General features: G+C 71.8%; 25 protein-coding genes. 9 read left to right on the forward strand and 16 right to left on the reverse strand.

Annotation, left to right across the window (positions count from 1 at the left end):
- The first annotated feature begins 360 nt into the window (after positions 1-360).
- From EYW49_RS06985 to EYW49_RS06995, 3 genes are all read left to right on the forward strand, one after another.
- On the forward strand, positions 361-825 hold the full coding sequence (locus EYW49_RS06985) for a pilus assembly protein N-terminal domain-containing protein (RefSeq protein WP_131307594.1): 465 nt from the start codon (positions 361-363) through the stop codon (positions 823-825).
- 135 nt (positions 826-960) lie between these two features.
- On the forward strand, positions 961-1,533 hold the full coding sequence (locus EYW49_RS06990; RefSeq protein WP_131307750.1) for a TadE/TadG family type IV pilus assembly protein: 573 nt from the start codon (positions 961-963) through the stop codon (positions 1,531-1,533).
- A complete protein-coding gene (locus EYW49_RS06995; protein WP_131307596.1) occupies positions 1,527-2,144 on the forward strand; it encodes a TadE/TadG family type IV pilus assembly protein in 618 nt (205 codons plus the stop codon). Before EYW49_RS06990 ends, EYW49_RS06995 begins: the two co-directional genes overlap by 7 nt.
- Here the strand turns inward: EYW49_RS06995 and EYW49_RS07000 are convergent.
- From EYW49_RS07000 to upp, 4 genes are all read right to left on the reverse strand, one after another.
- The gene (locus tag EYW49_RS07000) at positions 2,089-3,075 is read right to left on the reverse strand and encodes a phosphate/phosphite/phosphonate ABC transporter substrate-binding protein (protein ID WP_165498164.1); all 987 of its coding nucleotides are present in this window, start codon (positions 3,073-3,075) and stop codon (positions 2,089-2,091) included. The genes EYW49_RS06995 and EYW49_RS07000 overlap by 56 nt on opposite strands.
- Before the next feature lie 166 nt (positions 3,076-3,241).
- Complete coding sequence (locus EYW49_RS07005) at positions 3,242-3,805, reverse strand: retropepsin-like aspartic protease family protein (RefSeq protein WP_131307600.1); 564 nt, start codon at positions 3,803-3,805, stop codon at positions 3,242-3,244.
- Between the two features lie 127 nt (positions 3,806-3,932).
- Positions 3,933-4,850: a PfkB family carbohydrate kinase gene (locus EYW49_RS07010; RefSeq protein WP_131307602.1), complete on the reverse strand. Its 918-nt coding sequence runs from the start codon at positions 4,848-4,850 to the stop codon at positions 3,933-3,935.
- Positions 4,851-4,872: 22 nt separating this feature from the next.
- Positions 4,873-5,508: a uracil phosphoribosyltransferase gene (gene upp / locus EYW49_RS07015; protein WP_131307604.1), complete on the reverse strand. Its 636-nt coding sequence runs from the start codon at positions 5,506-5,508 to the stop codon at positions 4,873-4,875.
- 225 nt (positions 5,509-5,733) lie between these two features.
- On the opposite strand from upp, the gene thiM reads away from it, so the two are divergent.
- The 3 genes from thiM (at position 5,734) to EYW49_RS07030 (ending at position 8,639) form a co-directional block, all read left to right on the forward strand.
- Positions 5,734-6,591: a hydroxyethylthiazole kinase gene (thiM, locus tag EYW49_RS07020; RefSeq protein WP_131307606.1), complete on the forward strand. Its 858-nt coding sequence runs from the start codon at positions 5,734-5,736 to the stop codon at positions 6,589-6,591.
- The gene (gene thiE / locus EYW49_RS07025) at positions 6,588-7,229 is read left to right on the forward strand and encodes a thiamine phosphate synthase (protein WP_228259533.1); all 642 of its coding nucleotides are present in this window, start codon (positions 6,588-6,590) and stop codon (positions 7,227-7,229) included. Before thiM ends, thiE begins: the two co-directional genes overlap by 4 nt.
- A 147-nt stretch (positions 7,230-7,376) precedes the next feature.
- Entirely contained in the window at positions 7,377-8,639 is a 1,263-nt protein-coding gene (locus EYW49_RS07030; protein ID WP_131307608.1) for a URC4/urg3 family protein, read from the forward strand.
- Positions 8,640-8,642: 3 nt separating this feature from the next.
- On the opposite strand, the gene EYW49_RS07035 is transcribed toward EYW49_RS07030, so the two are convergent.
- The 8 genes from EYW49_RS07035 to EYW49_RS07070 all read right to left on the reverse strand — a co-directional run bounded on the left by EYW49_RS07035 (position 8,643) and on the right by EYW49_RS07070 (position 17,341).
- Positions 8,643-9,872, reverse strand: a complete 1,230-nt coding sequence (locus tag EYW49_RS07035; protein ID WP_131307609.1) for a phosphopentomutase — start codon at positions 9,870-9,872, stop codon at positions 8,643-8,645.
- 27 nt (positions 9,873-9,899) lie between these two features.
- A complete protein-coding gene (deoA, locus tag EYW49_RS07040; protein ID WP_131307611.1) occupies positions 9,900-11,210 on the reverse strand; it encodes a thymidine phosphorylase in 1,311 nt (436 codons plus the stop codon).
- Positions 11,211-11,292: 82 nt separating this feature from the next.
- Positions 11,293-12,099: a purine-nucleoside phosphorylase gene (locus EYW49_RS07045; RefSeq protein WP_131307613.1), complete on the reverse strand. Its 807-nt coding sequence runs from the start codon at positions 12,097-12,099 to the stop codon at positions 11,293-11,295.
- Between the two features lie 6 nt (positions 12,100-12,105).
- Positions 12,106-12,525: a cytidine deaminase gene (locus EYW49_RS07050; RefSeq protein ID WP_131307615.1), complete on the reverse strand. Its 420-nt coding sequence runs from the start codon at positions 12,523-12,525 to the stop codon at positions 12,106-12,108.
- Positions 12,526-12,543: 18 nt separating this feature from the next.
- Positions 12,544-13,530 carry an ABC transporter permease gene (locus EYW49_RS07055; protein WP_131307617.1) on the reverse strand — a complete coding sequence of 329 codons (987 nt, stop codon included), beginning with the start codon at positions 13,528-13,530 and terminating at the stop codon, positions 12,544-12,546.
- 10 nt (positions 13,531-13,540) lie between these two features.
- Complete coding sequence (locus EYW49_RS07060; RefSeq protein WP_131307619.1) at positions 13,541-14,647, reverse strand: ABC transporter permease; 1,107 nt, start codon at positions 14,645-14,647, stop codon at positions 13,541-13,543.
- Positions 14,644-16,209: an ABC transporter ATP-binding protein gene (locus tag EYW49_RS07065; protein ID WP_131307621.1), complete on the reverse strand. Its 1,566-nt coding sequence runs from the start codon at positions 16,207-16,209 to the stop codon at positions 14,644-14,646. The genes EYW49_RS07060 and EYW49_RS07065 overlap by 4 nt, the downstream gene beginning before the upstream one ends.
- Positions 16,210-16,345: 136 nt before the next feature.
- Positions 16,346-17,341 (reverse strand): BMP family lipoprotein, encoded by a 996-nt coding sequence (locus tag EYW49_RS07070; RefSeq protein WP_131307623.1) that lies wholly within the window; start codon positions 17,339-17,341, stop codon positions 16,346-16,348.
- Between the two features lie 314 nt (positions 17,342-17,655).
- Here EYW49_RS07070 and EYW49_RS07075 point away from each other — a divergent pair, with 314 nt between their 5' ends.
- Positions 17,656-18,699, forward strand: a complete 1,044-nt coding sequence (locus EYW49_RS07075; RefSeq protein ID WP_131307625.1) for a glucokinase — start codon at positions 17,656-17,658, stop codon at positions 18,697-18,699.
- Positions 18,700-18,756: 57 nt separating this feature from the next.
- The gene (locus EYW49_RS07080) at positions 18,757-19,044 is read left to right on the forward strand and encodes a DUF3303 domain-containing protein (RefSeq protein ID WP_131307627.1); all 288 of its coding nucleotides are present in this window, start codon (positions 18,757-18,759) and stop codon (positions 19,042-19,044) included.
- A 6-nt stretch (positions 19,045-19,050) separates the two neighbouring features.
- Here EYW49_RS07080 and hrpB read toward each other — a convergent pair whose 3' ends face one another.
- Entirely contained in the window at positions 19,051-21,525 is a 2,475-nt protein-coding gene (gene hrpB, locus EYW49_RS07085; RefSeq protein WP_206365410.1) for an ATP-dependent helicase HrpB, read from the reverse strand.
- A 230-nt stretch (positions 21,526-21,755) separates the two neighbouring features.
- Here hrpB and EYW49_RS07090 point away from each other — a divergent pair, with 230 nt between their 5' ends.
- Positions 21,756-22,106, forward strand: a complete 351-nt coding sequence (locus tag EYW49_RS07090; RefSeq protein WP_131307632.1) for a MarR family winged helix-turn-helix transcriptional regulator — start codon at positions 21,756-21,758, stop codon at positions 22,104-22,106.
- A 3-nt stretch (positions 22,107-22,109) separates the two neighbouring features.
- Here EYW49_RS07090 and EYW49_RS07095 read toward each other — a convergent pair whose 3' ends face one another.
- The 3 genes from EYW49_RS07095 to fmt are packed head-to-tail and all read right to left on the reverse strand — an operon-like array spanning position 22,110 to position 24,284.
- Positions 22,110-22,562, reverse strand: coding sequence for a low molecular weight protein-tyrosine-phosphatase (locus tag EYW49_RS07095; RefSeq protein WP_206365415.1), 453 nt, complete (start codon positions 22,560-22,562; stop codon positions 22,110-22,112).
- 52 nt (positions 22,563-22,614) lie between these two features.
- Positions 22,615-23,352: a tRNA pseudouridine(38-40) synthase TruA gene (gene truA, locus EYW49_RS07100; protein WP_131307636.1), complete on the reverse strand. Its 738-nt coding sequence runs from the start codon at positions 23,350-23,352 to the stop codon at positions 22,615-22,617.
- 5 nt (positions 23,353-23,357) lie between these two features.
- On the reverse strand, positions 23,358-24,284 hold the full coding sequence (fmt, locus tag EYW49_RS07105; protein WP_206365416.1) for a methionyl-tRNA formyltransferase: 927 nt from the start codon (positions 24,282-24,284) through the stop codon (positions 23,358-23,360).
- Positions 24,285-24,384: the final 100 nt, after the last annotated feature.

A 24,384-nucleotide genomic window follows, 5' to 3' on the forward strand; every position in this document is an offset into this window, starting at 1 on the left:
TTCGGTGCACCGATCCTTCTGGCTGCTCGAAGTCTGATCCGACCATAGCGCCCGCCTTCTAAGACCCGGTAAATTTGATTGGTTATCATTGTGTCTATCGCTGGAACTCCGGCGATGCCTAACGATCCGTGACCCCGATCGTCGACCGACGGCGAAGCGGGAGCTCGGCCGAGAACTTTTCCGTGCCCGCACTTTCCTCGATGGCAAGCGGTACTGACATGTCCGCGCGCCTCGCCGTCGAGCCTCCGCAACCGCCGCCTGCCGTTGCGTCGCCTCGCGACCCCGCCGCCGGCCTTTAAGCGTTCCTTCACCAAACCCGCACAACATGCCGGGACCGATCTCCGACGGAGTGTGCCTGCCGTGTCGCAATCAACCGCCATCCTCGCCGGCCTGATCTTCGCCGCCGCCGCGACGGTGTCGGGCACAGGCCTCGCCAAGGATCCGATCTCGGTCACCATCGACCGCGCCAAGGTGATGCGCATCTCCGCGCCGGCCGCCACCGTGGTGATCGGCAATCCGGCGATCGCCGACGCCTCGATCCAGGACCGTCAGACCCTGGTGATCACCGGCAAGGCCAGCGGCATCACCAATCTGGTGATTCTCGACGGCAAGGGCCAGCTGATCGCCGACGAGACGATCAACGTCGAGAAGCCCCAGGTCGGCTATGTCACGGTGCAGCGCGGCGGTGCCCGCTACACCTATTCCTGCACGCCCAACTGCAATGCGGCGATCGAGCCGGGCGACACCGCCGATTATTTCGGCGCCGCCAACTCGCAGATCACCACCCGCAACGGCTTCGGCCAGCAATCGGCGGGCACGCCCTGACGGCGGTGACCGCTGCGCGCCGAATCTCTTGAACCGATTCTTCAGGCTTTTCCGCGAAGCTCTCGGTCACGGCCGCGGCGGCCGGCGGCCACAGGGTCGTGGCGCCCGCCCCGGCAGAGGGAGTGCGTGACCGGAATGACGCGCGACGTCGATCCCCAGCGACTGCCGACCCCCCGGAGCGGCCCGCGACGGTGGCTCCTGCGCGCCTTCCTCGCCGATCGGCGCGCCTCCACCGCGGTCGAATTCGCCATCATCGCGCTGCCCTTCCTCGGTCTGCTCGGCGCCATCTTCGAATCCGCCATTGCCTTCCTGGCGGGGCAGATCCTCGACACCGCGGTCGCCGACGCCGGCCGCCTGATCCGCACCGGCCAGGCCCAGCAGGCCGGCTACAGTTCGAGCGCCTTCGCCACCCAGGTCTGCAATCGCCTCTATGTCCTTTTCGATTGCAGCGGCCTGACCATCGATTCGAAGGTCTATACGAGCTTCAGTTCGGTGGTGACGACCTCGCCGATCGATGCGAGCGGCAACTTCGTCACCACCGGCTTCACCTTCAACATGGGTGGATCGTCCGACATCGTGGTGGTGCGGGTGTTCTACCAGTTCCCGGTGACCTTCAACTATCTCGGCCTCAACCTCGCCAATCTCGGCAACGGCAAGCGCCTGATCTCCGGCGTCGCCGCCTTCCGCAACGAGCCCTTCCCATGGTGACGGCGCCGCTCCCCGCTCCCGCGACCCCCGTCCGCGCTTCGCTGGTCGCCCGCGGTCGCGCCGCGCTGCGGCGTCTGGTCGCGGATCGGCGCGGCGTCTCGGCGGTCGAGTTCGCGATTCTGCTGCCCTTGATGCTGACCCTGTTCATCGCCGGCAACGAGGTCTCGCAGGCGATGACGATCTATCGCAAGATCAGCCACACCGGCGCCACCCTCGGCGACCTGGTGTCGCAGGTCAGCTCGATCAGCTCGTCGGACATGACCAACATCCTCGCCGCCGCCAATGCGGTGATGGCGCCCTATGACGCCTCTCAGGCCAAGCTGGTGGTCTCGGCGGTCAACTACACCACCTCCGGCGGCTTCGTCACCGCCTGGAGCGTCGCCAGCAACACCACCGCCTGGACGGTCGGCTCGACCCCGCCGATCACCATTCCCTCGGGTCTGGTGACCAACGGCCAACAGCTGATCGTCACCCAGGCGCGCTACGACTACGTCTCGACCTTCTCGACCTTCATGGCCGACATCTGGGGATCGGGCACGATCACCCTGAAGGACGTCACCTATCTGCGGCCGCGCGTGTCGACGACGGTGGCCTATCCGTCTCCGAACTGACCGCTCCTGCCGGCACCGCCCCGGTGGTCGCAGCCGGCGCCGGGGGCGGTTCGATCAAATCGAGATAGGGCGCATAGGCCGAGGCGCCGATTCGCAGAAATCCGCCGCCGTGGACCGGTTCGATCGCCTCGTAGGCGGCCGGATCGACGTCGGCGAGATCGATCAACATCTCGCCGAGCGCCCGCCGCCGTGCCTCGTCGAGGCGGCTCTGCACCACCTGCGGCCCGTGCGGCAAGACCGGCGACGTCCAGATCACCCGGAGATCGGCCATATTGGCCTCGCCGGCGGCCACCGCATAGTGCAGCGTGCCGCGGCCGTAACCTTCGGTGACGTCGCCTTCGAGCGTCGACCACACCATCGCCGCCTCGACCCGCCCGGCGATCAGCGCGGCGAGCGCGGCGCGCGGCCCCTCGACCGTCTCCAGTCGCGGCGTCACCGCCGATCCGGCGTCGCGGGTGAGCAGCGCGGTGGCGAGCCTCCGCCCGACGATCGCCCGCTCGCCGGCGACCGCCAGCCGTCGTCCGTCGAGGTCGCGGGGCGCGGTGATCGGCGAGCCGGTGCGCACCACCACCACGGCGTGGAAACCGGCCGAGCCGTCGGCGGCGCGCGGCACCACCAGCGGTTCGACGCAGCCGCAGGAGCGCCGCGCGGTGGCATAGCCCGCCCCCGACAGGCCGGCCTGATCGATCCGTCCGGCGACCAGGGCGGCGACCAGCGCCCGCTCGTCGGGCAGCCGTTCGACCCGCGCCTCGACACCCAGGACCTCGCCGACCCGTCGCCGGTAGGGCTCGAGCCGGTCGAGCGCCGCGTCCGAGCGGGCCGGCGCGACGATGCCGATGCGGAAGGGTTGCGGCGGCCGCGCCCGCGGCTTGCCGCGTTCGATCGCCGCCACGCCGACGGGGCCGCCGACGAGCGCCAGGGCGATCGCCACGACCGGAAGACGGCGTCGGAGGGAGGCGTGCGGCATCGGCGAGGCGGCCCGAGACGGGGAGGGGGCGACGGTCGGCGACCGCCGCACATCGATTCGCCGGCAGGATCGACCGCGGCGCGTGGCCGTGCAAGGCCCGCGCGGCCGTCCGTCGTTCAACCGGCCTCGATCATTCGTGGAAGGTCAGGCGGCTGCCGACCATTTCGACGTTCGACAGGCGGCGAATGAAGCTCATGCCGAGCAGACTGGTACCGAGCGACTTCTCCGGCATTACCAGCGCCTCGACGTTCTTGACCCGCACGTCGCCGATCCGCACCTCGTTGAGGGTGACGCGGGCGGCATGCGCGGTGCCGTTGGCGGTGGCGATCGGCACGGTATAGGCCGACGGCAGCACAGGGCGCAGGCCGAGGCGCATCAGATCTTCCTGGCGCAGCGCCACCGAGGTCGCGCCGGTGTCGACCATCACGTCGATCGCCCGGCCGTTGATCGTCGCCTCGGTCTGGAAATGTCCGCGCGGATCGGCGCGCAGGGTCACGCTGCGACCGGAACTCTCGGCCGCCCGGCTCGGCGCGCCGGCGCCTTCCTCGACCCGGTAGCCGACGGCCCTCGTATCGACGGTCACCGGCCGTTCGGTCACGAAGGCCACCACGTGCAGCAGCGCCGGCATGTAGGCCGGCGACATCAGCACCAGGAGGCAGAGCAGCAGAGCCGCGCGCAGCGTGTTCCTGAACATCCGTCCCATCCCGTCGAAGCGGGAGAAGGATACGGACTTCGCGCTAACAACCCTTGAAGGCGAGGGCGTGGATTCGCGCTTGCGCTCCTTGCCGGCGGCGGGACGACGGGGGCTGCGGCGCTTCGGCTCAGGCATCGCGGGTGAGCACCGCGCGCGTCGCCGCGTCGCGGATCGCGGCGAGGTCGGCCAGTCCCGATTGGGCGCCGCTCTCGCGGCAGGCCAGAGCGCCGGCCGCCAACCCTTCGCAGAGCGCCGTCTCGAGGCCGTCGCCGCGGTCGAGTGCCGCGGCGAGCGTGCCGCAGAAGGCGTCGCCCGCCCCGGTGGTGTCGATTGCCGTGATCGGCGGCGGCGTGCCGTGCCAGGCCCGTCCGTCCGGGGTCGCCGCGACCAGACCGGCGCCGCCCAGCGTCACCACCGTGACCGCGTCGAAGCGGACCGCGAAGGCCCGGGCGAAGGCGGCGGGATCGGCGGGAAGGCCGAAGCGCACCGCGAGCTCGCGGGCCTCGTGCTGGTTGACCACCACCACCTCGGCCGAGGCGAAGCTCGCGTCCTCGGTGCCGTGGACCGGGGCGGCGTTGAACAGGATGCGCGCGCCGGCGGCTTTCGCCGCGGCGATCGCCGCGGTGACCGCCTCGGGGGACAGGGAGTTCTGGGTCAGGAACACCACGCCGGGGCCGAAGGCACCGTCGAGCTGAGCCGCAGACGCCGCCAGATTGGCCGAATCGGCGCCGATCATCATGTTCTCGGCCGACGGATCGACGGCGACCATGTGGGCCCCGGTGGCCATCTCGACCACCGCCACCCGGGTCAGGTCGACCCCCGCCGCCGCGACCCCGGCGAGCGCCAGCGTCGCGAAGGGATCGTCGCCGACCGCCCCGACCAGCGCCACCCGCGCTCCGGCGCGCACCGCGGCGAGGGCCTGATTGGCGCCCTTGCCACCCGGCGCCAGCCGGTAGCTGCGGCCCTTGACCTCTTCGCCCGGCCCCGGCAGGCGCGGCACGCGGGTGACCATGTCGACGTTGATGGTGCCGAACACGACGATCACCGGCCGCTCCCCCGCCGACGGCTCATTTGGTGCCGTAGATGCGGTCGCCGGCGTCGCCGAGCCCGGGCACGATGTAGCCGTGGTCGTTGAGGTGGTCGTCGATCGCCGCGGTGATGATCGGCACGTCGGGATGCGCCGCCCGCAGCCGCGCCACCCCTTCCGGCGCCGCCAGCAGGCAGACGAAGCGCACGTCCTTGGCCCCGGCCTGCTTCAGCCGTTCGATCGCCGCGGTCGCCGAATTGGCGGTGGCCAGCATCGGATCGAGGACGATGACCATGCGGTCTTCCATGTCCTCGGGCGCCTTGAAGTAATATTCGATGGCGGTCAGCGTCGCCGGGTCGCGGTAGAGCCCGACATGGGCGACGCGGGCCGACGGCACCAGATCGAGCATGCCCTCGAGCAGGCCCATGCCGGCGCGCAGGATCGGCGCGAACACCAGTTTCTTGCCGGCCAGCGTCGGCGCCTGCATCGTGGTCAACGGCGTCTCGATCTCGATCGAGGTCAGTTCGAGGTCGCGCGTCGCCTCGTAGGCGAGCAGCAGGGCGATTTCGCGCAGGAGCTGGCGGAAACTCTTGGTCGAGGTGTCCTTGCGACGCATGATCGTCAGCTTGTGGGCCACCAGCGGGTGAGCGATCACCGTGACGCCGTCGGAAGACATGGCTCGAAACTCCGGTACGAGGGAACGAAAGTCGGACGCCGAACTTAGCCGACCACGAGCGTCCCGCAAGCCGCCCCGGTGCGGATCGCCCGCCCCGTAGCCCGATTGCCGTCGCTCGTCCACCGTTCTATTGTCGCTCCCGCTCCTGGGGTGCCCGCTTGGTGCGGGCTGAGACGATACCCATGGAACCTGGCCGGCCCTGCCCGGCGAAGGGAGACGAGCACCATGACCACCGATCCGACTTCCATCCCCGCCATCCCGGCGGCCGCCTCCGACGTCGCCGCGATCGGCGCCGACGTCGGCCGCCGCCTCGCCGCGCTGCGCCTCGCGCGCCCGCTGGTCCACAACATCACCAACTACGTGGCGATGGATCTCTCCGCCAACGTCCTGTTGGCGATCGGCGCCTCGCCGGCGATGGTCCATGCGATCGAGGAGGTCGAGGAATTCGTCGCCTTCTCCGGCGCCCTGGTGATCAACATCGGCACGCTGTCGGCGCCGTGGATCGACGCCATGGTCGCCGCCGCCGCCGCCGCCCGCCGCAAGGGCATCCCCTGGGTGCTCGATCCGGTCGGTGCCGGCGCCACCACCTTGCGCGATCGCGCCGTCGCCCGCCTGATGGCCGAGAAGCCGACCGTGGTGCGCGGCAACGCCTCCGAGATCCTGGCGGTCGCCGGCGCCGCGGGGGCCGCCGCCAAGGGCGTCGACAGCGGCAATTCCTCCGACGAGGCCCGCGCCGCCGCCGTGGCGTTGGCGCGAGCCAGCGGCGCCGTGGTGGTGGTCACCGGCGCCGTCGACGTGATCACCGACGGCACGCGTCTGGTGGCGCTCGCCGACGGCGATCCGCTGATGACCCGGGTCACCGCGACCGGCTGCGCCCTGTCGGCGGTGGTCGCCGCCTTCCTGGCCGGTCCGTCCGACGCCTTCGCCGCGGCGGTCGCGGCGGTCGCGGTCTACGGCGTCGCCGGCCGCCTCGCCGCCTTCGACGCCGACGGCGGCCCCGCCACCTTCCGCACCGCCTTCGTCGATCGCCTCGCCCGCATCGGCGCCGAGGAGGTGGCGTTCGCCGTCACGGTGGTGCCGTGACCGCCCCGCGCCTCGCGCCCGCGGCGCTGCGCCTGATGCTGGTCACCGATCGCGACATGATCGGTGCCCGCTCGCTCGACGTCGTGGTCGACGCCGCGGTGTCGGGCGGCGTCGGCTCGGTGCAATTGCGCGAGAAGAGCGCGCCGACCCGCACCTTCGTCGATCTCGCCCGGGCGCTGGGCGCTCGCCTCGCCGCCCGCGGCGTGCCGCTGTTCGTCAACGATCGCGTCGACGTGGCGCTCGCTGCCGGGCTCTCCCATGTCCATGTCGGCCAGTCCGACATGCGGCCGGCCGACGTGCGAGCGCTGATGGGACCGGCGGCGGTGATCGGCCTGTCGATCACTGCGCTTTCCGACCTCGATGCCGACGATCTCGCCCGGGTCGACTATCTCGGCGTCGGCCCGGTCTTCGCAACCGCCACCAAGCCCGATGCCGCGCCCGCCCTGGGGCTTTCCGGCCTCGCGGCGATCCGGGCGGCGACGTCCTTGCCGATCGTCGCCATCGGCGGCGTCACCGCCGACACCGTGGCGGGCTTGCGGGCCGCCGGCGCCGACGGCGTCGCTGTGGTCTCGGCGATCATGACCGCCGCCGATCCCGCCGCCGCCGCCGCCGCCTTCGTGCGGGCCTTCGGCGCCTGACCCGGACCGCGACGTAGGACACCCGCGTGCGGTCCGCTCGACCCCTGTCGAAAAGAGCGGCAGACTCGCACGCGAGGGCTGCGCTCGACCGATTCGCGCCCTTCGGTGCCGGCGCCGGCCGTCTCCGCGCCAGAGGACGTTTCCGCGATGACCGACGCCGTCTCCCCCGCCCAGGACCCGGCCGCGGTCGCCGCTGCCCGCCGGCTGCTGTCGGCCGGCGAGGTGCGGTCGCGCGCCAACCACCTGTTCGACCTCGCCCTGATGGATCGGCTCGAGCATTTCACCATCGATCTCGGCCGCCTCGATCCGGTCGCCGATCTGGTCCTGCGCCAGATCCGCTCGGAGCACCCGTCGCTCGAGGTGCCGCCGCATTCGCGCTGGCGCAACTTCGAGGCCGGTGCCTGCGACCGCTGGGGCATGCTCGCCGCCTCCCGCGACTGGGAGAGCGAAGCCGAATTCGGTCGCGCCGCCATCGACCTCGCCACCGTCGGCGTGCTGCTCGATGCCGGCGCCGGGCCGCGCTGGACCTATGCGGAAGCCGCGACCGGCGAGACCTGGACCCGCTCCGAGGGTCTCGCCGTCGCCTCGCTGGTGATGTTCGCCAGCGGCATCTTCTCCAGCGAGCCCTTCGATCCGCTGCGCGCCGACGCCCGCGCACTCGCCGGTCTCACCGCCGAGGAACTGGCCGACGGCCTCCAGGTCTCCGCCTCCAATCCGCTGGTCGGCCTCGACGGCCGCCTCGGTCTGGTCAATCGCCTCGGCCAGCAGATCGCCTATCGCTCCGACGTCTTCGGCACCGAGGACGGCGCCCGTCCCGGCGGTCTGCTCGACCATCTGACGCGGCGCTTCCCCGACGGTCGGGTGCCGGCCCCGACGGTGCTGGAGATCCTGCTCGATGCCCTCGGCCCGATCTGGCCGGGCCGCTTTCAACTGGCCGGCGTGGCGCTCGGCGACGTCTGGCTTCATCCCAAGCTGGTCACCGACGACGCCACCACCGGCCTGGTGCCGCTCCACCAGATGTCGCAGTGGCTGACCTATTCGCTGATCGAACCCCTGGTGTGGGCCGGTCTCGACGTGGTCGATCTCGACGGGCTGACGGCGCTTCCGGACTATCGCAACGGCGGCCTGCTGGTCGACGGCGGCATCCTGCGCCTGCGCGATCCCGCGGCCGCGACCCGCGTCCATGCCGTCGACAGCGAGCTGGTGGTCGAATGGCGGGCGCTGACCGTGGCGCTGATCGATCGCCTCGCCGGGGTGGTGCGACAGGGCCTCGGCCGCAACGCCTACAATTTTCCGCTGGCCTGCGTGCTGGAGGGCGGCACCTGGGCGACCGGCCGCAGGCTCGCCCGCGAACGCCGCCCCGACGGCGGCCCGCCGATCCAGGTCGAGAGCGACGGCACGGTGTTCTGAGCGCTACGCCGGCGTCGATCGGAACATCGGTCGACCATGGACCCCGAGCGCCAGTCCGAGATGGGCGGCGAAGGTCTCGGCGACGTCGGCGAAGGCCCGCGCCCCGAGATCGCCGGGCACCACCTGCGGCCCGAAGGCCAGGATCGGCACGAATTCGCGGGTGTGGTCGCTGCCCGGCCAGGTCGGATCGCAGCCGTGGTCGGCGGTGGCGATCGCCAGATCGTCGGGCCTGAGCCGCGCCTCGATCTCCGGCAGGCCGCGATCGAAGGCCTCGAGCGCCGCGGCATAGCCGGCGACGTCGCGGCGATGGCCGTATTCCATGTCGAAATCGACGAAGTTGGTGACGATCAGCGCGCCGTCGGCGGCGGTGTCGAGAGCTTGAATCGTCGCCGCGAAGATTGCGGCATTGCCCGACGCCTTGACCTTCCGCGTCACGCCGCGGCCGGCGAAGATGTCGGAGACCTTGCCGATCGCCACCACCTCGCGCCCCGCCGCCTGCGCCCGGTCGAGCAGCGTCGGCTCGGGCGGGGGCACGGCGTAGTCGCGGCGATCGGCGGTGCGCTTGAAGGTCTCCGGCGAGGTGCCGTCGAAGGGCCGGGCGATCACCCGTCCGACCCCCAGCGGATCGACCAGCCGCCGGGCGATCTCGCACAGCCGGTAGAGCCGCTCGAGCCCGAAATGCTCGGTATGGGCGGCGATCTGCAGCACGCTGTCGGCGGAGGTGTAGAGGATCGGCCGGCCGGTGCGGATGTGTTCGAGGCCGAGCCGGGCGATGATCTCGGTGCCCGAGGCCGGTTCGTCGCCGAGGATCCCCGGCAGATCGCCCTCGGCGATCAACGCGGCCACCAGCTCCGGCGGAAAGCACGGATGGCGCTGCGGGAAATAGTGCCAGTCGAAATCGACCGGCACGCCCATCAACTCCCAATGGCCCGACGGCGTGTCCTTGCCGCGCGAGCGCTCGACGCCGTGACCGGCGGCCCCGGTCAGCGTCGCCGCCGGGGCGATCGCCGGCACCCGCCCGCTCGCCGCGGCCGCAGCGCGCCCCAGCCCGAGCCTGGCGAGATTGGGCAGCATCAAGGGCCCGGCGCGCAGGCCCGCGCGGTCGCCGCGGCCGTCGGCGCAGGCCGCGGCGATGTGGCCGAAGGTGTCGGATCCGACATCGCCGAAGCGCTCGGCGTCGGCGGCGGCGCCGATGCCGAAGGAATCGAGGACGATCAGGATGGCGCGGGGCATGGGCAGTCCTCTCGAAGTCGACCCGGTTCAGCCGGGAATGCGCGCGGCGATCGCCGGAAGGCCCGGCTCGGCGGTGGCGCCGAAACGGTAGGCGGCGATCAGCCGCGCCGCAGCTCGGTCGGCCGCCGCCTCGTCGGCGGCATGGACCCGGCCGAGCGGCCGCCCCGGCCCGACGCGCGCGCCGAGGCCGGCGAGATCGGCGAAGCCGACCGCCGGATCGATCGGATCGGCGGCGGCGACCCGGCCACCGCCGAGTTCGACCACCGCGACGCCGATCGCCCGCGTGTCGATCGCCGTGACCGCGCCGTCGCCGGGTGCGACCACGTCGCGGATCACCGGCGCCACCGCCAGATGGGCCTCGGGCCGTTCGACGAGATCGGACGGGCCGCCCAGCGCGGCGATCATCCGCCCGAAGGTAGCGGCGGCGCGGCCGTCGTCGAGGGTGGCGACCAGCTTCGCCCGCGCCTCGTCGAGCGAGGCGGCGAGACCACCGACCATCAGCATCTCGGCGCCGAGTTCGACGGTCACCGCTTCGATGCGCGGGTCCCGCCGCCGTCGGGCCAGCAGATCGACCGAATGGCGCACCTCGAGGGCATTGCCGGCGAAGGGCGCCAAGGGCTCGTTCATGTCGGTGACCAGGGCGCGCGACGGCAGACCGGCGCCGATCGCCACCCCGGTCAGGCTCTCGGCCAGGGCGATCGCCGCCTCGAGCGTCGCCATGAAGGCGCCGCTGCCCCATTTGACGTCGAGCACCAGCCCGTCGAGCCCGGCGGCGAGCTTCTTCGACAGGATCGAGGCGGTGATCAGGTCGAGGCTCTCGACCGTCCCGGTGACGTCGCGGATCGCGTAGAAGCGCTTGTCGGCGGGCGCCAGATCGGCGGTCTGGCCGATGATCGCGCAGCCGACTTCGCGGACGACGCGGCGGAACAGATCGTTGTCGGGCGTGGTGCGATAGCCGGGCACCGCGTCGAGTTTGTCCAGCGTGCCGCCGGTGTGGCCGAGGCCGCGCCCCGAGATCATCGGCACATAGCCGCCGCAGGCCGCCACCATCGGCGCGAGGATCAGCGACACGTCGTCGCCGACCCCGCCGGTCGAATGTTTGTCGAGCGCCGGGCCGGGCAGATCCCAGGCGAGCACCGTGCCGGAATCGCGCATCGCCAGGGTCAGCGCCACCCGCTCGTCGAGATCGAGGCCGCGGAAGAACACCGCCATGGCGAAGGCGGCGATCTGGCCCTCGCCGACCGCGCCCGAGGTCAGGCCCTCGACCAGCGCGGCGATCTCGTCGCGGGCCAGCCGGCCGCCGTCGCGTTTGCGGCGGATCAGTTCCTGCGGCAGCATGGGCGGTCCTTTCGAGTGCGAGGAAGAAAATTCGCCGGCGAAGTATCGTGGCGGAGCGCCGGCCCGCCGCATCGCGCGGTCGTCACGCCGCGAGCTCGGCGACGATGCCGGCGACGAGGCGGCGGAAGCGCGCCGCGCCTTCCGCCGCCACGCTCTTGGTCTCGTCGTGCGACAAGGGCCGCCCGGTCATGCCGGCGCCGTGGTTGGTGATCATCGACAGCGCCAGCACCTTCAGCCCGGCGTGACGGGCGAGGATCACCTCGGGCACCGTCGACATGCCGACCGCGTCGGCGCCGAGCACGCGCGCCATGCGGATCTCCGCCGGCGTCTCGAAACTCGGCCCGGTGAACCACATGTAGACGCCTTCGGCGAGCGGGATCTTCGCCTCCTTGGCGACCTTGCGCGCCAGTGCCCGCAGCGCCGGATCATAGGCGTCGACCATCGACACGAAGCGGTCGTCACCGCCGACCCCGATCAGCGGATTGGGTCCGGCCCCGGCGATGTGGTCGGTGATCAGCATCGGCTGGCCCGGGGCGACGTCGGCGAGCAGCGACCCGGCGGCATTGGTCAGGATCAGCGTCTCGACGCCCGCCGCCGCCAGGGTGGCGATCGGCACCGCCATCGCCCGCGCGTCGCCGTGCTCGTAAGTGTGGGCGCGGCCCGACAGGACCATCACCGCCCGCCCGGCGAGCCGGCCGAGCACCACTTCGCCGCGATGCGACGACACGCCGGAAGCGGGAAATCCGGGCAGGTCGGCGTAAGGAATGCGGACCGCGTCGGCGATCTCGTCGGCGAGGCCGCCGAGGCCGGACCCGAGGACGATGGCGGTCTTCGCCGAAAGGCCGGGCGCCCGCCCGGCGATGCGAGCGGCGAGATCATGGGGCTGCATCGATCCTCACAGATGTTCCGGGCCGAAGGAGATCGGCAGGAGGTCTTCGAGCCGTAGGCTGGTCACCGCGCCGGCGGCGTCCTTGAGATGGACGGTGGTCTCGGCGCGGGCGAATTCGCGGATCTTCTGGCGACAGCCGCCGCACGGCGGGCAGACCACGAGGTCGCCCTCGGCCGGGCCGCCGACCACCGCCACCGCCAGGATGTGGCGCCCGCCGGCCGCCACCATCGCCGAGATCGCCCCGGCCTCGGCGCAGACCCCTTCCGGATAGGCGGCGTTCTCGACGTTGCAGCCGACGTGGATGCGGCCCTCGCCGTCGACCACCGCAGCGCCGACGAAGAAGCCCGAATAGGGGGCGTGCGCCCGCACCCGTACGTCGGCGGCGGCTTCGAACAGGGTGTCGAGGGCGATGGTGTGATGGGTCATGGGGTCGGTTCCAATCGCTCAGCGGTCCTTGGTATAGGGCACACCCGACGCCTTGGGCGGCGTCGCGCGTCCGATGAAGCCGGCGAGCAGCACCACGGTCAAGATATAGGGCAGAGCCTGGAAGACTTGTACCGGAACCGTGCCGATTCCCGGCAGCGGCGTGCCCTGCAGGCGGATCGCCGCGGCGTCGAGCAGGCCGAACAGCAGGCAGGCGCCCATCGCGTTGAACGGCCGCCACTTGGCGAAGACCAGGGCGGCCAGCGCGATGAAGCCCTTGCCGGCGGTCATGTCGCGCACGAAGCCGGCCGACTGGGCGACCGCCAGATAGGTCCCGGCGAAGCCGCAGAGAATGCCGCAGACGATCACCGCGCGGTAGCGCAGACCGGCCACCGAGACGCCGGCGGTATCGACGGCGTGCGGATTGTCGCCGACCGCCCGCAGGCGCAGCCCGAAGCTGGTCCGCCACAGGAGGACCCAAGTCAGCGGCACCGCCAGGAAGGCGGCATAGACCAGGAGATTGTGGCCGGCGATCACGTCGCTCCACAGATGGGCCTGCGGGGTGCCGGCACCGAGCAGTCGGCCGATGCCGAAATCGCCCTCGAGGGAAAGGAAGCGCTCGGGGGCTTCGAGCTGCGGCGTGCGCCCGCCCTGGCCGTACCACACCTGCCCGAGCAACACGGTCAGTCCGGCGGCGAGGAAGTTGATCGCCACCCCCGAGACCACCTGATTGCCGCGCTGGCTGATCGAGGCATAGCCGTGCACCAGCGCGAAGGCCACCGACACCAGGATGCCGACCGCCAGTCCCGCCCAGGGCGAGTGCCACTGCGCCGCGGCCACCCCGGAGGCGAAGGCGGCGGCCAGCATCTTGCCTTCGAGGCCGATGTCGACGATTCCCGAGCGTTCCGACCACAGGCCGGCGAGACAGCAGAACAACAGCGGCACCGACAGGCGGATGCCCGATCCGAGCACCGGGGCGGCGACGTCGACGACGGCGGCGATGTCCATCGGCCCCTCCTCAGCGGTCGTCGCGCGGCGCGGACGCGAAGATTCGCGCCAGCGTCGGACGGAACATGTGCTCGAGCGCACCGGCGAACAGGATCACCAGCGCCTGGATCACCACGATCATGTCGCGGCTGATCTTCGGCTTCTCGAAGGCGAGTTCGGCGCCGCCCTGGTAGAGCATCCCGAACAGCAGCGCCGCCAGCACCACCCCGACCGGATGGTTGCGGCCCATCAGGGCCACGGCGATGCCGACGAAGCCGGCCCCGGCGGTGAACTCGAGCAGCAGCCGATGCTGGGTCCCCATCACCTCGTTGACCGCCAACAGCCCCGACAGCGCCCCCGAGATCAACATCACCACGATGACGATGCCGCCCGGATCGATGCCGGCATAGACCGCCGCCGACGGGTTCTGCCCGACGGTGCGCAACTCGTAGCCGAACTTGGTCCGCCAGATCAGCAGCCACACGCCCCAGGCGGCGAGCATCGCCACGAAGACGGTCGGGTTGAGCGGCGACTGGCCGAGATCGATGCCGAACGGCGTCAGGAAGTCGCGCAGGAACGGCAGCCGGGTCGCTTCGGCGAACATCCGCGTCTCCGGCGACATCGCGCCGGGTTTGCCCATCACTTCGACCAGCAGATAGACCATCAGCGTCGCGGCGAGATAATTGAACATGATCGTGGTGATGACGATGTGGCTGCCGCGCCGCGCCTGTGCCCAGGCCGGCAGATACGCCCAGGCCGCGCCGAACAGGGCCGAGGCGGCGATCGCGAAGGGCGCGACCAGCCACCACGGCGCCCCGTCGAAGGTCAGGCACACCAGCGCCACCCCGAGCCCGCCGATCGTCGCCTGCCCCTCCGCGCCGATGTTGAACAGCCCGGCATGGAAGGCGATCGCCACGGCGAGCCCGGTGAACACGAAGTCGGTGGCGTAATAGAGGGTGAAGCCGATGCCTTCCGAATAGCCGAGCGCCCCGGCGATCATGATCCGCACCGCCTCGATCGGGTTCTCGCCGATCGCCAGCACCACCAGACCGGAGACCAGGAAGGCCACGGTGACGTTGACCAGCGGCAGCAGCGCGTAGTCGACGATCGGCGGCAGTTCGCGATGAGGTGCGCTCATGCCCGCCCTCCGCGCGCCGTGCCGTCGCCGCCCAGTCCCGCCATCAGCATGCCGATCTCCGTCTCGCTGGCCTCCGGCCGGCATTCGCCGGTGATCCGCCCCTGACACATGCACAACACCCGGTCGGCGAGCGAGCGGATCTCGTCGAGTTCCGCCGAAACCAGGAGGATCGCCCGGCCGCGGTCGCGCAGATCGATCAGCCGGCGATGGATCGCCTCGATCGCCCCGATGTCGACGCCGCGGGTCGGTTGCCCGACCAGCAGTAGGCGCGGTTCGCGGCCGATCTCGCGGGCGACCACGATCTTCTGCTGATTGCCGCCCGAGAACAGCGCGGTGCGCAGCAAGGGATCGGGCGGGCGCACGTCGAAGTCCTCGAAGGCCCGGGTCGCCGCCGCGCGGATCGCCGTCCGGTCGTAGAGCCAGCCGCTCGACCACGCCGGATCGTCCTGATAGCCGAGGATGACGTTCTCCTCCGCCGAGAAGTTGAGGACCAGGCCCATGCGGTGGCGGTCCTCGGGGATGTGGGCGATGCCGAGGGTGCGGATCTCGGCCGGGTCGAGGGCGGTGATCGCCCGCCCGCCGAGCCGGATCGAGCCGCCGTCGGCGCGCCGGATCCCGGCGATCGCCTCGAGCAGCTCCGACTGGCCGTTGCCGGCGACCCCGGCGATGCCGACGATCTCGCCGGCCCGGACCGTGAACGAAACGTCGTCGACCAGCGACAGGCCGCGCTTGTCGCGCACCGTCAGCCGCGCCACCTCGAGTTCGACCGCGCCCGGCACCGACGGTCCCTTCGACACCTGCAGCAACACCCGGCGGCCGACCATCGCTTCGGCCAGCGTCTCGACGGTGGTGTCGGCAGTGTCGAGGGTGGCGACGATCTCGCCCTTGCGCATGACCGACACCCGGTCGGTCACCGCCTTGATTTCCTTGAGCTTGTGGGTGATGACGACGACCGTCTTGCCCTCGCCCTGGAGGCGCCGGAGGATGCGGAACAGATGATCGACCTCGGCCGGGGTCAGCACCGCGGTCGGCTCGTCGAGGATCAGGATCTCGGCGCCGCGATAGAGCGTCTTGAGGATCTCGACCCGCTGCTGTTCGCCGACCGACAATTCGCCGACCACCGCGTCCGGATCGACCCACAGCTCGTAGTCGCTGGCGAGCTTGGCCAGCGCGGCGCGGGCCCGTCGCTCGGCGGGGCGCAGCCGGAACGAGCCTTCGGCACCGAGCAGCACGTTCTCCAGCACCGTCATGGTGTCGACCAGCATGAACTGCTGATGGACCATGCCGATGCCGGCGCGGATCGCGTCGGCCGAGGAGCGGATCGCCGCCGGGTTCCCGTCGATGCGGATTTCGCCGCGATCGGCCTGATAGAAGCCGTAGAGGATCGACATCAGCGTCGACTTGCCGGCGCCGTTCTCGCCCACCAGCCCGTGGATCGACCCGGCGAGGATCGTCAGATCGATGTCGCGGTTGGCGTGCACCGCGCCGAATCGCTTGTCGATCCCGACGAATTCGATCGCCGGCGGGCGCGGGTCGGACGACCGCGGAAGGCTCTCGAGCATGGAACGGCCCATCGGTTCGGCGGCGCGACCGTCGGGTTCGCTCGGGAACCCGGTCGCGGCCGCCGGCCACACGTCACGAGACGCCGGCCCCGCCCCGGGCGGCATGCCGCGGGACGAGGCCGGATCGTGCGAGGTCTCAGTAGGGGCAGGCCTTGTCGGCCATGTAGTCGTGCACCACCACCTTGCCGGAGACGATGTCGGCCGCCGCCTTCTCCACCGCGGCGCGCGCCTCGGCGGTCACCAGGGCCTTGTTGTTGGCGTCGTCGGCCCAGCCGACCCCGCCTTCCTTGAGGCCCAGCACCTTGACGCCGGCGGTCCACTTGTCGGCCTTGGCGTCGGCGAAGGCGTCGTAGACCGCGACGTCGACGCGCTTCAGCATCGAGGTCAGGACCTTGCCGGGATGCAGATGGTTCTGGTTGGAATCGACGCCGATGCCGAGCTTGCCGGCGTCCGCGGCGGCCTGCAGCACGCCGAGGCCGGTGCCGCCGGCCGCGTGATAGATCACGTCGGCGCCGCGGTCGATCTGCGACTTGGCCAGTTCACCGCCCTTGACCGGATCGTTCCAGGCCGCGCCGGTGGTGCCGGTCATGTTCTGGAACACCTCGATCTTGGGATCGATCGACTTGGCGCCGCCGACGTAGCCGCAGGAGAACTTGCGGATCAGCGGGATGTCCATGCCGCCGACGAAGCCGAGCTTCTTCGACTTGGAGGCCTGGGCGGCCAGCACGCCGACCAGATAGGAGCCTTCCTGTTCCTTGAACACGATCGAGCGGACGTTGGGCAGATCGACGACCATGTCGACGATCGCGAACTTGAGGTCCGGGAACTCCTTGGCGACCTTCTCGATCGCCGTCGCCTGGGTGAAGCCGATGGCGACGATCGGCGAGTTGCCCTTGCGCGCGAAGTTGCGCAGCGCCTGTTCGCGCTGGGCGTCGTTCTGGATCTCGAAGTCGCGGAACTCGACCGAGGTCTCCTTGTGGAACTTCTCGGCGCCGTTGAAGGCGGCTTCGTTGAACGACTTGTCGAACTTGCCGCCGAGGTCGTAGAGGACGGCCGGCTGGATGTCGGCCGCGAGAGCCGGAACCGCGACGACTGCGGCGAGAGCCGCCAGGCCGAGAGACGTCTTGCGCATCGGAACGATCCTTGTATTGGGGGTTGAGTGCAACCCGAAGAGCGGGCGCCGCCCCCCGGCGGTACCCCGTCGAGGCGGGAGATTGGCACGGTCGACGCAGCCGCGCACGTGGTTTTTGTTCACCCGGTGCGGGACCGCGCGGGACTTCCTGCCGCCCCGGAGCGTCGGTGCGGAAGGATCCCGCCGCGCTCGCGCGGGGCCTCGGGAACGCGCGACGCCGTGCCCGCGTTTCCTCGCGGGGCGGTGATCGCCTTCCCGGCGAAGACGCGCTATAGCTGCCTCGCCCGCTCAGGACTTCGTCGAGGACAGCCCGCGTGTTCGCTTCCTTTCCCTTCCCCGTCCTCGTCGCCGACATCGGCGGCACCAACGCCCGCTTCGCCCTGATCGAGACGCCGGCCGACGACTATCGCCTGCTGCCGCAGATCGCCACGGCCTCGGCCGCAGGCGTCGCCGAGGCGATCCGCCGCGCCGCCTTCGCCACCCCCGGGCCGCGGCCGAAGACCGCGATCATGGCCATCGCCGGGCCGATCACCGGCGACCGTGTACCCCTCACCAACTGCCCCTGGGTGATCGAACCGAAGCGTCTGATCGCCGAATTCGGCTTCGACAGCGTGGTGCTGATCAACGACTTCGAGGCCCAGGCCCTGGCGCTGCCGCATCTCGGCCCGGCCGACGTGGTGACGCTCGGCGGCGGCAGCGTACGCCCCGACGCCACCAAGGCGGTGGTCGGCCCCGGCACCGGCCTCGGCGTCGGCATCCTGGTCCATTCCGAGGGGCGCTGGATCCCGGTCCCCGGCGAGGGCGGCCACGTCACGCTGGCCCCCGAGAGCGCCCGCGAGGCGGCGATCTGGCCCCATCTCGTCGCCGTCCCCGACGACGGCGTGCCGCCTGCGCTGAGCCGCCCGCGCATCACCGGCGAGAGCGTGCTGTCCGGTCAGGGCCTGGAGAATCTCCACCGGGCGATTCTCGCCTGCGACGGCCGCCCGCCCGCCGATCTCACCGCCGCCGAGATCAGCCGCGCCGCGGGTGCCGGCGACGCCGCGGCGATCGAGGCCTTCCATCTCTTCGCCGCCGGGCTCGGGCGGCTCGCCGGCGATCTGGCGCTCACCGTGCTGCCGCGCGGCGGCGTCTACATCGGCGGCGGCATCTCGCCGAAGAATCTGCCCTTCCTCACCGACGGGATCTTCCGCGCCGCCTTCGAGGCCAAGGCGCCGCACCGCGCCCGCCTCGCCGAGATCGCCACCGCGGTGGTGGTCCATTCCCATCCGGCGATGGTCGGCCTCGCCGGCTGGGCGCGCCATCCCGACCGCTTCGTGGTCGATCTCGATGGCCGCCACTGGACCGCCGCCGGGGCGTGAACGATCCTCGCGCGGCATCGGTCGAATCTCCGACCGCAGCCGATGGAGGAAGGGACGATGCTGTTCATGGTGGTCGAACGCTTCCGCGACAACGACATGGTGCCGGTCTATCGCCGTCTGCGCGGCGCCGGGCGGTCGCTGCCGGAGGGACTGACCTTCATCGACAGTTGGGTGCGCGCCGACTTCGCCGGCTGCTTCCAATTGATGGAATGCGACGATCCGCGCCTGCTCCAGTCCTGGGTCCTGTCCTGGCGCGGCACCGGGGCGACCTTCGAAATTCTGCCCGTCGTCCGCGGCGCCGACACCAGCGAAATCGTCGGTCCGCATCTCGACCGCGAGGCCTGATCGCGATCACGTCCCGCGCGGTTTGGCGCGGGTGGTCGGCGCCGCCGCCGCCGGGTCGTCGGGCCACAGATGGCGCGGATAGCGGCCCTTCATCTCGGCCTTGACCTCGCGCCACGAGCCGCGCCAGAAGCCGGGCAGATCGCGGGTCACCTGGATCGGCCGATGGGCCGGCGACAGCAGCTCGACCACCAGCGGCACGCGGCCGCCGCACACCGTCGGATGGCGGTCGAGCCCGTAGAGTTCCTGGACCCGCACGGCGATGGTCGGCCCGGCCTCGGCCTCCCAGTCGATCGCCACGTTCGAGCCGGTCGGCGCGGTGAAGTGCGACGGCGCCGCCGCGTCGAGCCGCCGCTCGGCCGCCCAGTCGACCAACCCGGCGAGCCCCGTCGCGACCGCGCCCTCGGAAATGTCGCCGATCGCCGTGACGCCGCCGACCTGCGGCGACAGCCAGTCGTCGAGCGAGGCGAGCAACGCCGCCTCCGAGAGATCCGGCAGATCCTCGACGCCCTGGGCGCGGACCCATTCGACCCGCTGTCGCAAGCGCAGGGCGCCGCGGCTCCATGGCAGCACCGCGAGCCCGCGCGCCCGCACCGCCGCCATCAGGGCGCGCGACACGGCTTGCGCGTCCGGCCGTTCGATCGGCTTTTCCGACAGAACCACCCGCTCGTAACGGCGGATCCGCCGCGCCTTGACCCGGCCCGCCGCGTCGTCGAAGCGGATCTCGTCCTCTTCGACGAGGTGGGCGGCGAAATCCGTCTCGAGGTCGAGAAGCGTCAAGGGCGCGGCGAGCCGGATCCGCGCCTCGCGCGCCGCCCCTTGCAACTCGGCGACCGCCAGGAACGGCGCCCGCGCCAGACCCTCGTGCGCCTCGACCCGGCCGCCGCGGCCGTTGGCGAGGCGGAACGATCCGGGCGCGCCGCGCGCCTGGGCGATCCGGTCGGGATAGGCCAATGCCAAGATACGGCCGCAGTCGGCGAGCCCGCCGGCGAAGTCGTCGCCCGAGCTGCGCGGCGCCAGATCGGCCCAGCGCGCCGCCAGCCGCCGCGCCTCCTCGGCCCGGCCCGAACGGTCGGAGCGGAACCGCCGCACCCGCTCCTCGAGGTCGACTTCGGTGCCGCCGAGACCGCGTTCGGCGACGATCGCCGCGATCTCCGCCGCGAGCCGCCCCGCGCCGCCCTCCGCCGCCCGCACCACCATGTGGGCGAGACGCGGATGCAGCGGCAGGCGCCGCAGCGCCCGGCCCTGCGCGGTCAATCGGCCGGTCGCATCGAGTGCGTCGAGGCCGGCGAGCAGCGCCACCGCCTCGTCCCAGGCGGGCTTGGGCGGCGGATCGAGGAAGGCGAGGCCGTCGGGCGCGGTCACCCCCCATTCGGCGAGGTCGAGGACCAGTCCGGCGAGATCGCTCTCCAGGATCTCCGGCCGGTCGAAGGGCGCCAGCGCCGCGGTCTGCGGTTCCGACCACAGCCGCCAGCACACCCCCGGCTCGGTGCGGCCGGCACGGCCTCGGCGCTGATCGGCGGCGGCGCGCGACACGCGGATGGTCTCGAGCCGAGTCAGACCGGTGTCGGGCTCGTAGCGCGGCACCCGCGACAGCCCCGCGTCGACGACGATCCGCACGCCCTCGATGGTCAGCGAGGTCTCGGCGATCGCCGTCGCCAGCACCACCTTGCGCCGCCCGGCCGGCGCCGGCCGCAGCGCCCGATCCTGCTCCGCCGGGGTCAATCCGCCGTGCAGGCCCACCACGTCGACGTCGCCGCCGACCCGTCCGGCCAGCGCCTCGCCGGCCCGGCGAATCTCCGCCTGTCCCGGCAGGAACACCAGCACCGAGCCGGCGTCGGCGTCGAGCGCCTTGAGCACCGCCGCCGCGACGTCGGCCTCCAGCCGTCCGTCGGGACGCCGCGGCAGATAGTGGGTGACGACCGGGTGCGAGCGCCCTTCCGAGACGATCTCGGCGGCGTCGCCGAGCAGGCTCGCGACTCGCGCCCCGTCGAGGGTCGCCGACATCACGATCAGCCTGAGGTCGGGGCGCAGCGCCCCCTGGCTCTCGATCGCCAGCGCGAGGCCGAGGTCGGCATCGAGGCTGCGCTCGTGGAATTCGTCGAACAGCACCGCCGCGACCCCGTCGAGGCTCGGATCCTCGAGGATCATCCGGGTGAACACCCCCTCGGTGACCACTTCGATACGGGTCGCCCGCGACACCCGCGCGTCCATCCGCACCCGGTGGCCGACCAGCCCGCCGACCTCGCCGCCCAGCGTCGCCGCCATCCGCGCCGCCGCGGCGCGCGCCGCCAGCCGTCGCGGCTCCAGCACGATGATCCGCCCGTCGTCGCGCCACGGCGCATCGAGCAGGGCGAGCGGCACCCGCGTCGTCTTGCCGGCCCCGGGCGGCGCCATCAGCACCGCCCGCGGCCGCGCGATCAGCGCCGCCAGGAGATCCGGCAGCACCGCTTCGATCGGCAGGTCGGAAGGGGGAAGCGCCATGGGCGGGGACCGGATCGGACCGCGGGGGCGGTCGGGGAGGGGAGGGCCGCCGCAGCGGCGGCAGGCGTGATGCCCGGGGGGCGAGGCCCGGATATAGTCGCCGCCCGCCGGCGCCGCCAGGGGCCGTGACCACGGCGTTCACCACGTCGCGCGACCGCGACCCCGCCGCCGTTGTGCCCCTCGACGGCGGGGCCTACTATTCCGCTTCCGAAACGAACCCGCGAACCCCCATGCCGGTCGAGATCCGACCCAGTCAGGCCCTGAAGCTCTGGCACGACGTGACGCTCGATCTCGTCCGCGACGGCGAGACCGATCTCACCGCGCGCCAGATGACGATTCTCCTGACCGTCTATCTCGAGCCGCCGCCGCACACCGTGCGCGGATTGGCCGCCAAGCTCGGGGTGACCAAGCCGGCGATCACCCGGGCGCTCGACACCATGGGCGCGATGGGCATCGTCGACCGCCGCCGCGACCCCGTCGACCGCCGCAACGTGCTGATCCAGCGCACCGTCGACGGCGCCCTGTGGGTCGAGAGCCTCGGCGACGTGATCGTCAAGCGCGCCAAGGGCCTGCCGCGCTGAGCCTCACCCCTCGCCCTTCAGCTTCGCCGCCAGCCCCCGGGTGCCGGCGACCACGTCGGACCAGGTGATCTCGAAGGCCTCGTCCGGCTTGTAATAGGGATCGGCGACGGCGTCGCCGGCCCGGCCGGGAGCGTGATCGAGCAACATCGACAAGAGCGCGGTCGAGGGATTCGGGCGGATCTGCTTCAGCTCGGTGAGGTTGCGCCAATCGAGCGCGACGATGTGGTCGAAGGTCAGGAAGTCGGCCGGTTTCACCTGCCGCCCGCGCTGGCCGGAAATGTCGACGCCGTGCCGCGCCGCCACCGCCTGCGAGCGCGGATCGGGCGGCTCGCCGACGTGCCAGGGCCCGATGCCCGCCGAGGCGACCCGGACCTGGAGCCCGATTCGCGCGGCTTCCGCCCGGAACGCCCCTTCGGCGAGCGGCGAGCGACAGATGTTGCCGAGGCAGACGAACATCACCGAGAGAGGCGGACTCACGAGGCGGTTCTCCTTTCCCGGCCCGCGGCCGTCAGTAGTCGACTCTGGTGAGGATCAGTCCGGCCGCCGGCGCCACCGCGCCGCAGGCCTCGCGGGTGCGGGCGTCGAGGGCCGCGACGACGCGGGCGACGTCCCATTTGCCCTCGCCGACCAGCTTCACCGTCCCGACCATCGATCGCACCTGATTGTGAAGGAACGAGCGCGCCGAGGCGCGGATCTCCACCGTGTCGCCGATTCGTGTGACATCGAGCCGGTCGAGGGTCTTCATCGGGCTCTTCGACTGGCAGTGGGTCGAGCGGAAGGTGGTGAAGTCGTGGTGGCCGATCAACACCTGCGCCGCCGCCTGCATCGCCACCTCGTCGAGGCGGGTGCGCACGTGCCAGGCGCGGTTCTGCTCGAGCGCCAGCGGCGCCCGCCGGTCGACGATCCGGTAGAGATAGTGCCGTGCCTTGGCCGAGAACCGGGCGTCGAAGTCCTCGCCGACGATCGCCACCTCCAGGATCGCCACCGGATGGGGCTTCAGATGGGCGTTGAGGGCGTCGCGCAGCTTGTCGGCCGACCAGTCGCGCGGGAAGTCGACATGGGCCACTTGGCCCGTGGCATGGACGCCGGTGTCGGTACGTCCGGCGCCCTTGAGCGTCACCGGCCCGCCCTCCAGCCGCAGGAAGGCGGTTTCGATCGTGCCCTGCACCGACGGTCCGTTGGCCTGGCGCTGCCAGCCGCAATAGGGGGTTCCGTCGTACTCGACCAGGAGGCGGTAGCGCGGCATGGGCGTCAGCCGAGCTTCGCGCCGGTCGACAGGCCGACACCGCGCCGGAACACCTCCGCCGCCATCGGCCGCCCGCCGGCCCGCTGGACTTGGGTCAGCCGCAGCGCCCCCGTGCCGCAGGCGATCACCAGCCGGTCGTCGAGAATCGTGCCGGGCTCGCCCGCCCCTTCGGCCAGCGTCGAGCGCAGCAGCTTGAGCCGTTCGACCTTGCCGCCGATCGTCGCCTCGCACCACGCCCCGGGCATCGGCGACAATCCGCGGATGGTGTCGTGGACCTCGCGCGCCGGCCGGCTCCAATCGATCCGCGCCTCGGCCTTCTCGATCTTGCGGGCATAGGTGATGCCCTCGGCGGCCTGGGGCGTGGTCGCGAAGCTGCCGTCCTCGAGCGCCGCCAGCGCCGCGACCATCAATTCGGCGCCGAGATCGGCGAGGCGGTCGTGGAGATCGCCGGTGGTCTCGTCGGCGCCGATCGGCGTCGGCGCGCGCATCGCCACCGGCCCGGTGTCGAGCCCCGCCTCCATCTGCATCACTTCCACCGCGGTCTCGGCGTCGCCGGCCATGATCGCCCGCTGGATCGGCGCCGCCCCGCGCCAACGCGGCAGCGCCGAGCCGTGCAGGTTGAGGCAGCCGAATCGCGGGATCGCCAGGATCGTCGGCGGCAATAGGAGGCCATAGGCCACCACCACCGCGACGTCGGCACCGTGGGTTCCGAAGGCCGCCGCCGCCTCGTCGCCCTTCAGCGATGTCGGGGTCATCACCGGCAGGCCGAAGGCCTCCGCCGCCGCGTGGACCGCCGAGGGTCGCATCTCGAGCCCCCGCCCGGCCGGCCGCGGCGGCTGGCTGTAGACCGCGACGACCGTATGCCCGGCCGCGACCAGCGCCCGCAGCGTCGGCACCGCAAAATCGGGGGTTCCCATGAAGACGATGCGCAGGGTCATGACGGCGGGTTCCCGGGCGGGCGAAGGGCAGGGCAGGGAATGCTCCCACCGGTCGACGAGGTCAAGGGCCGCGCCCCGTGCGGGTCTCGCCGCC

The sequence above is a fragment of the Siculibacillus lacustris genome (assembly GCF_004328075.1).
GTDB classification, from domain to species: Bacteria; Pseudomonadota; Alphaproteobacteria; order Rhizobiales; family Ancalomicrobiaceae; genus Siculibacillus; species Siculibacillus lacustris.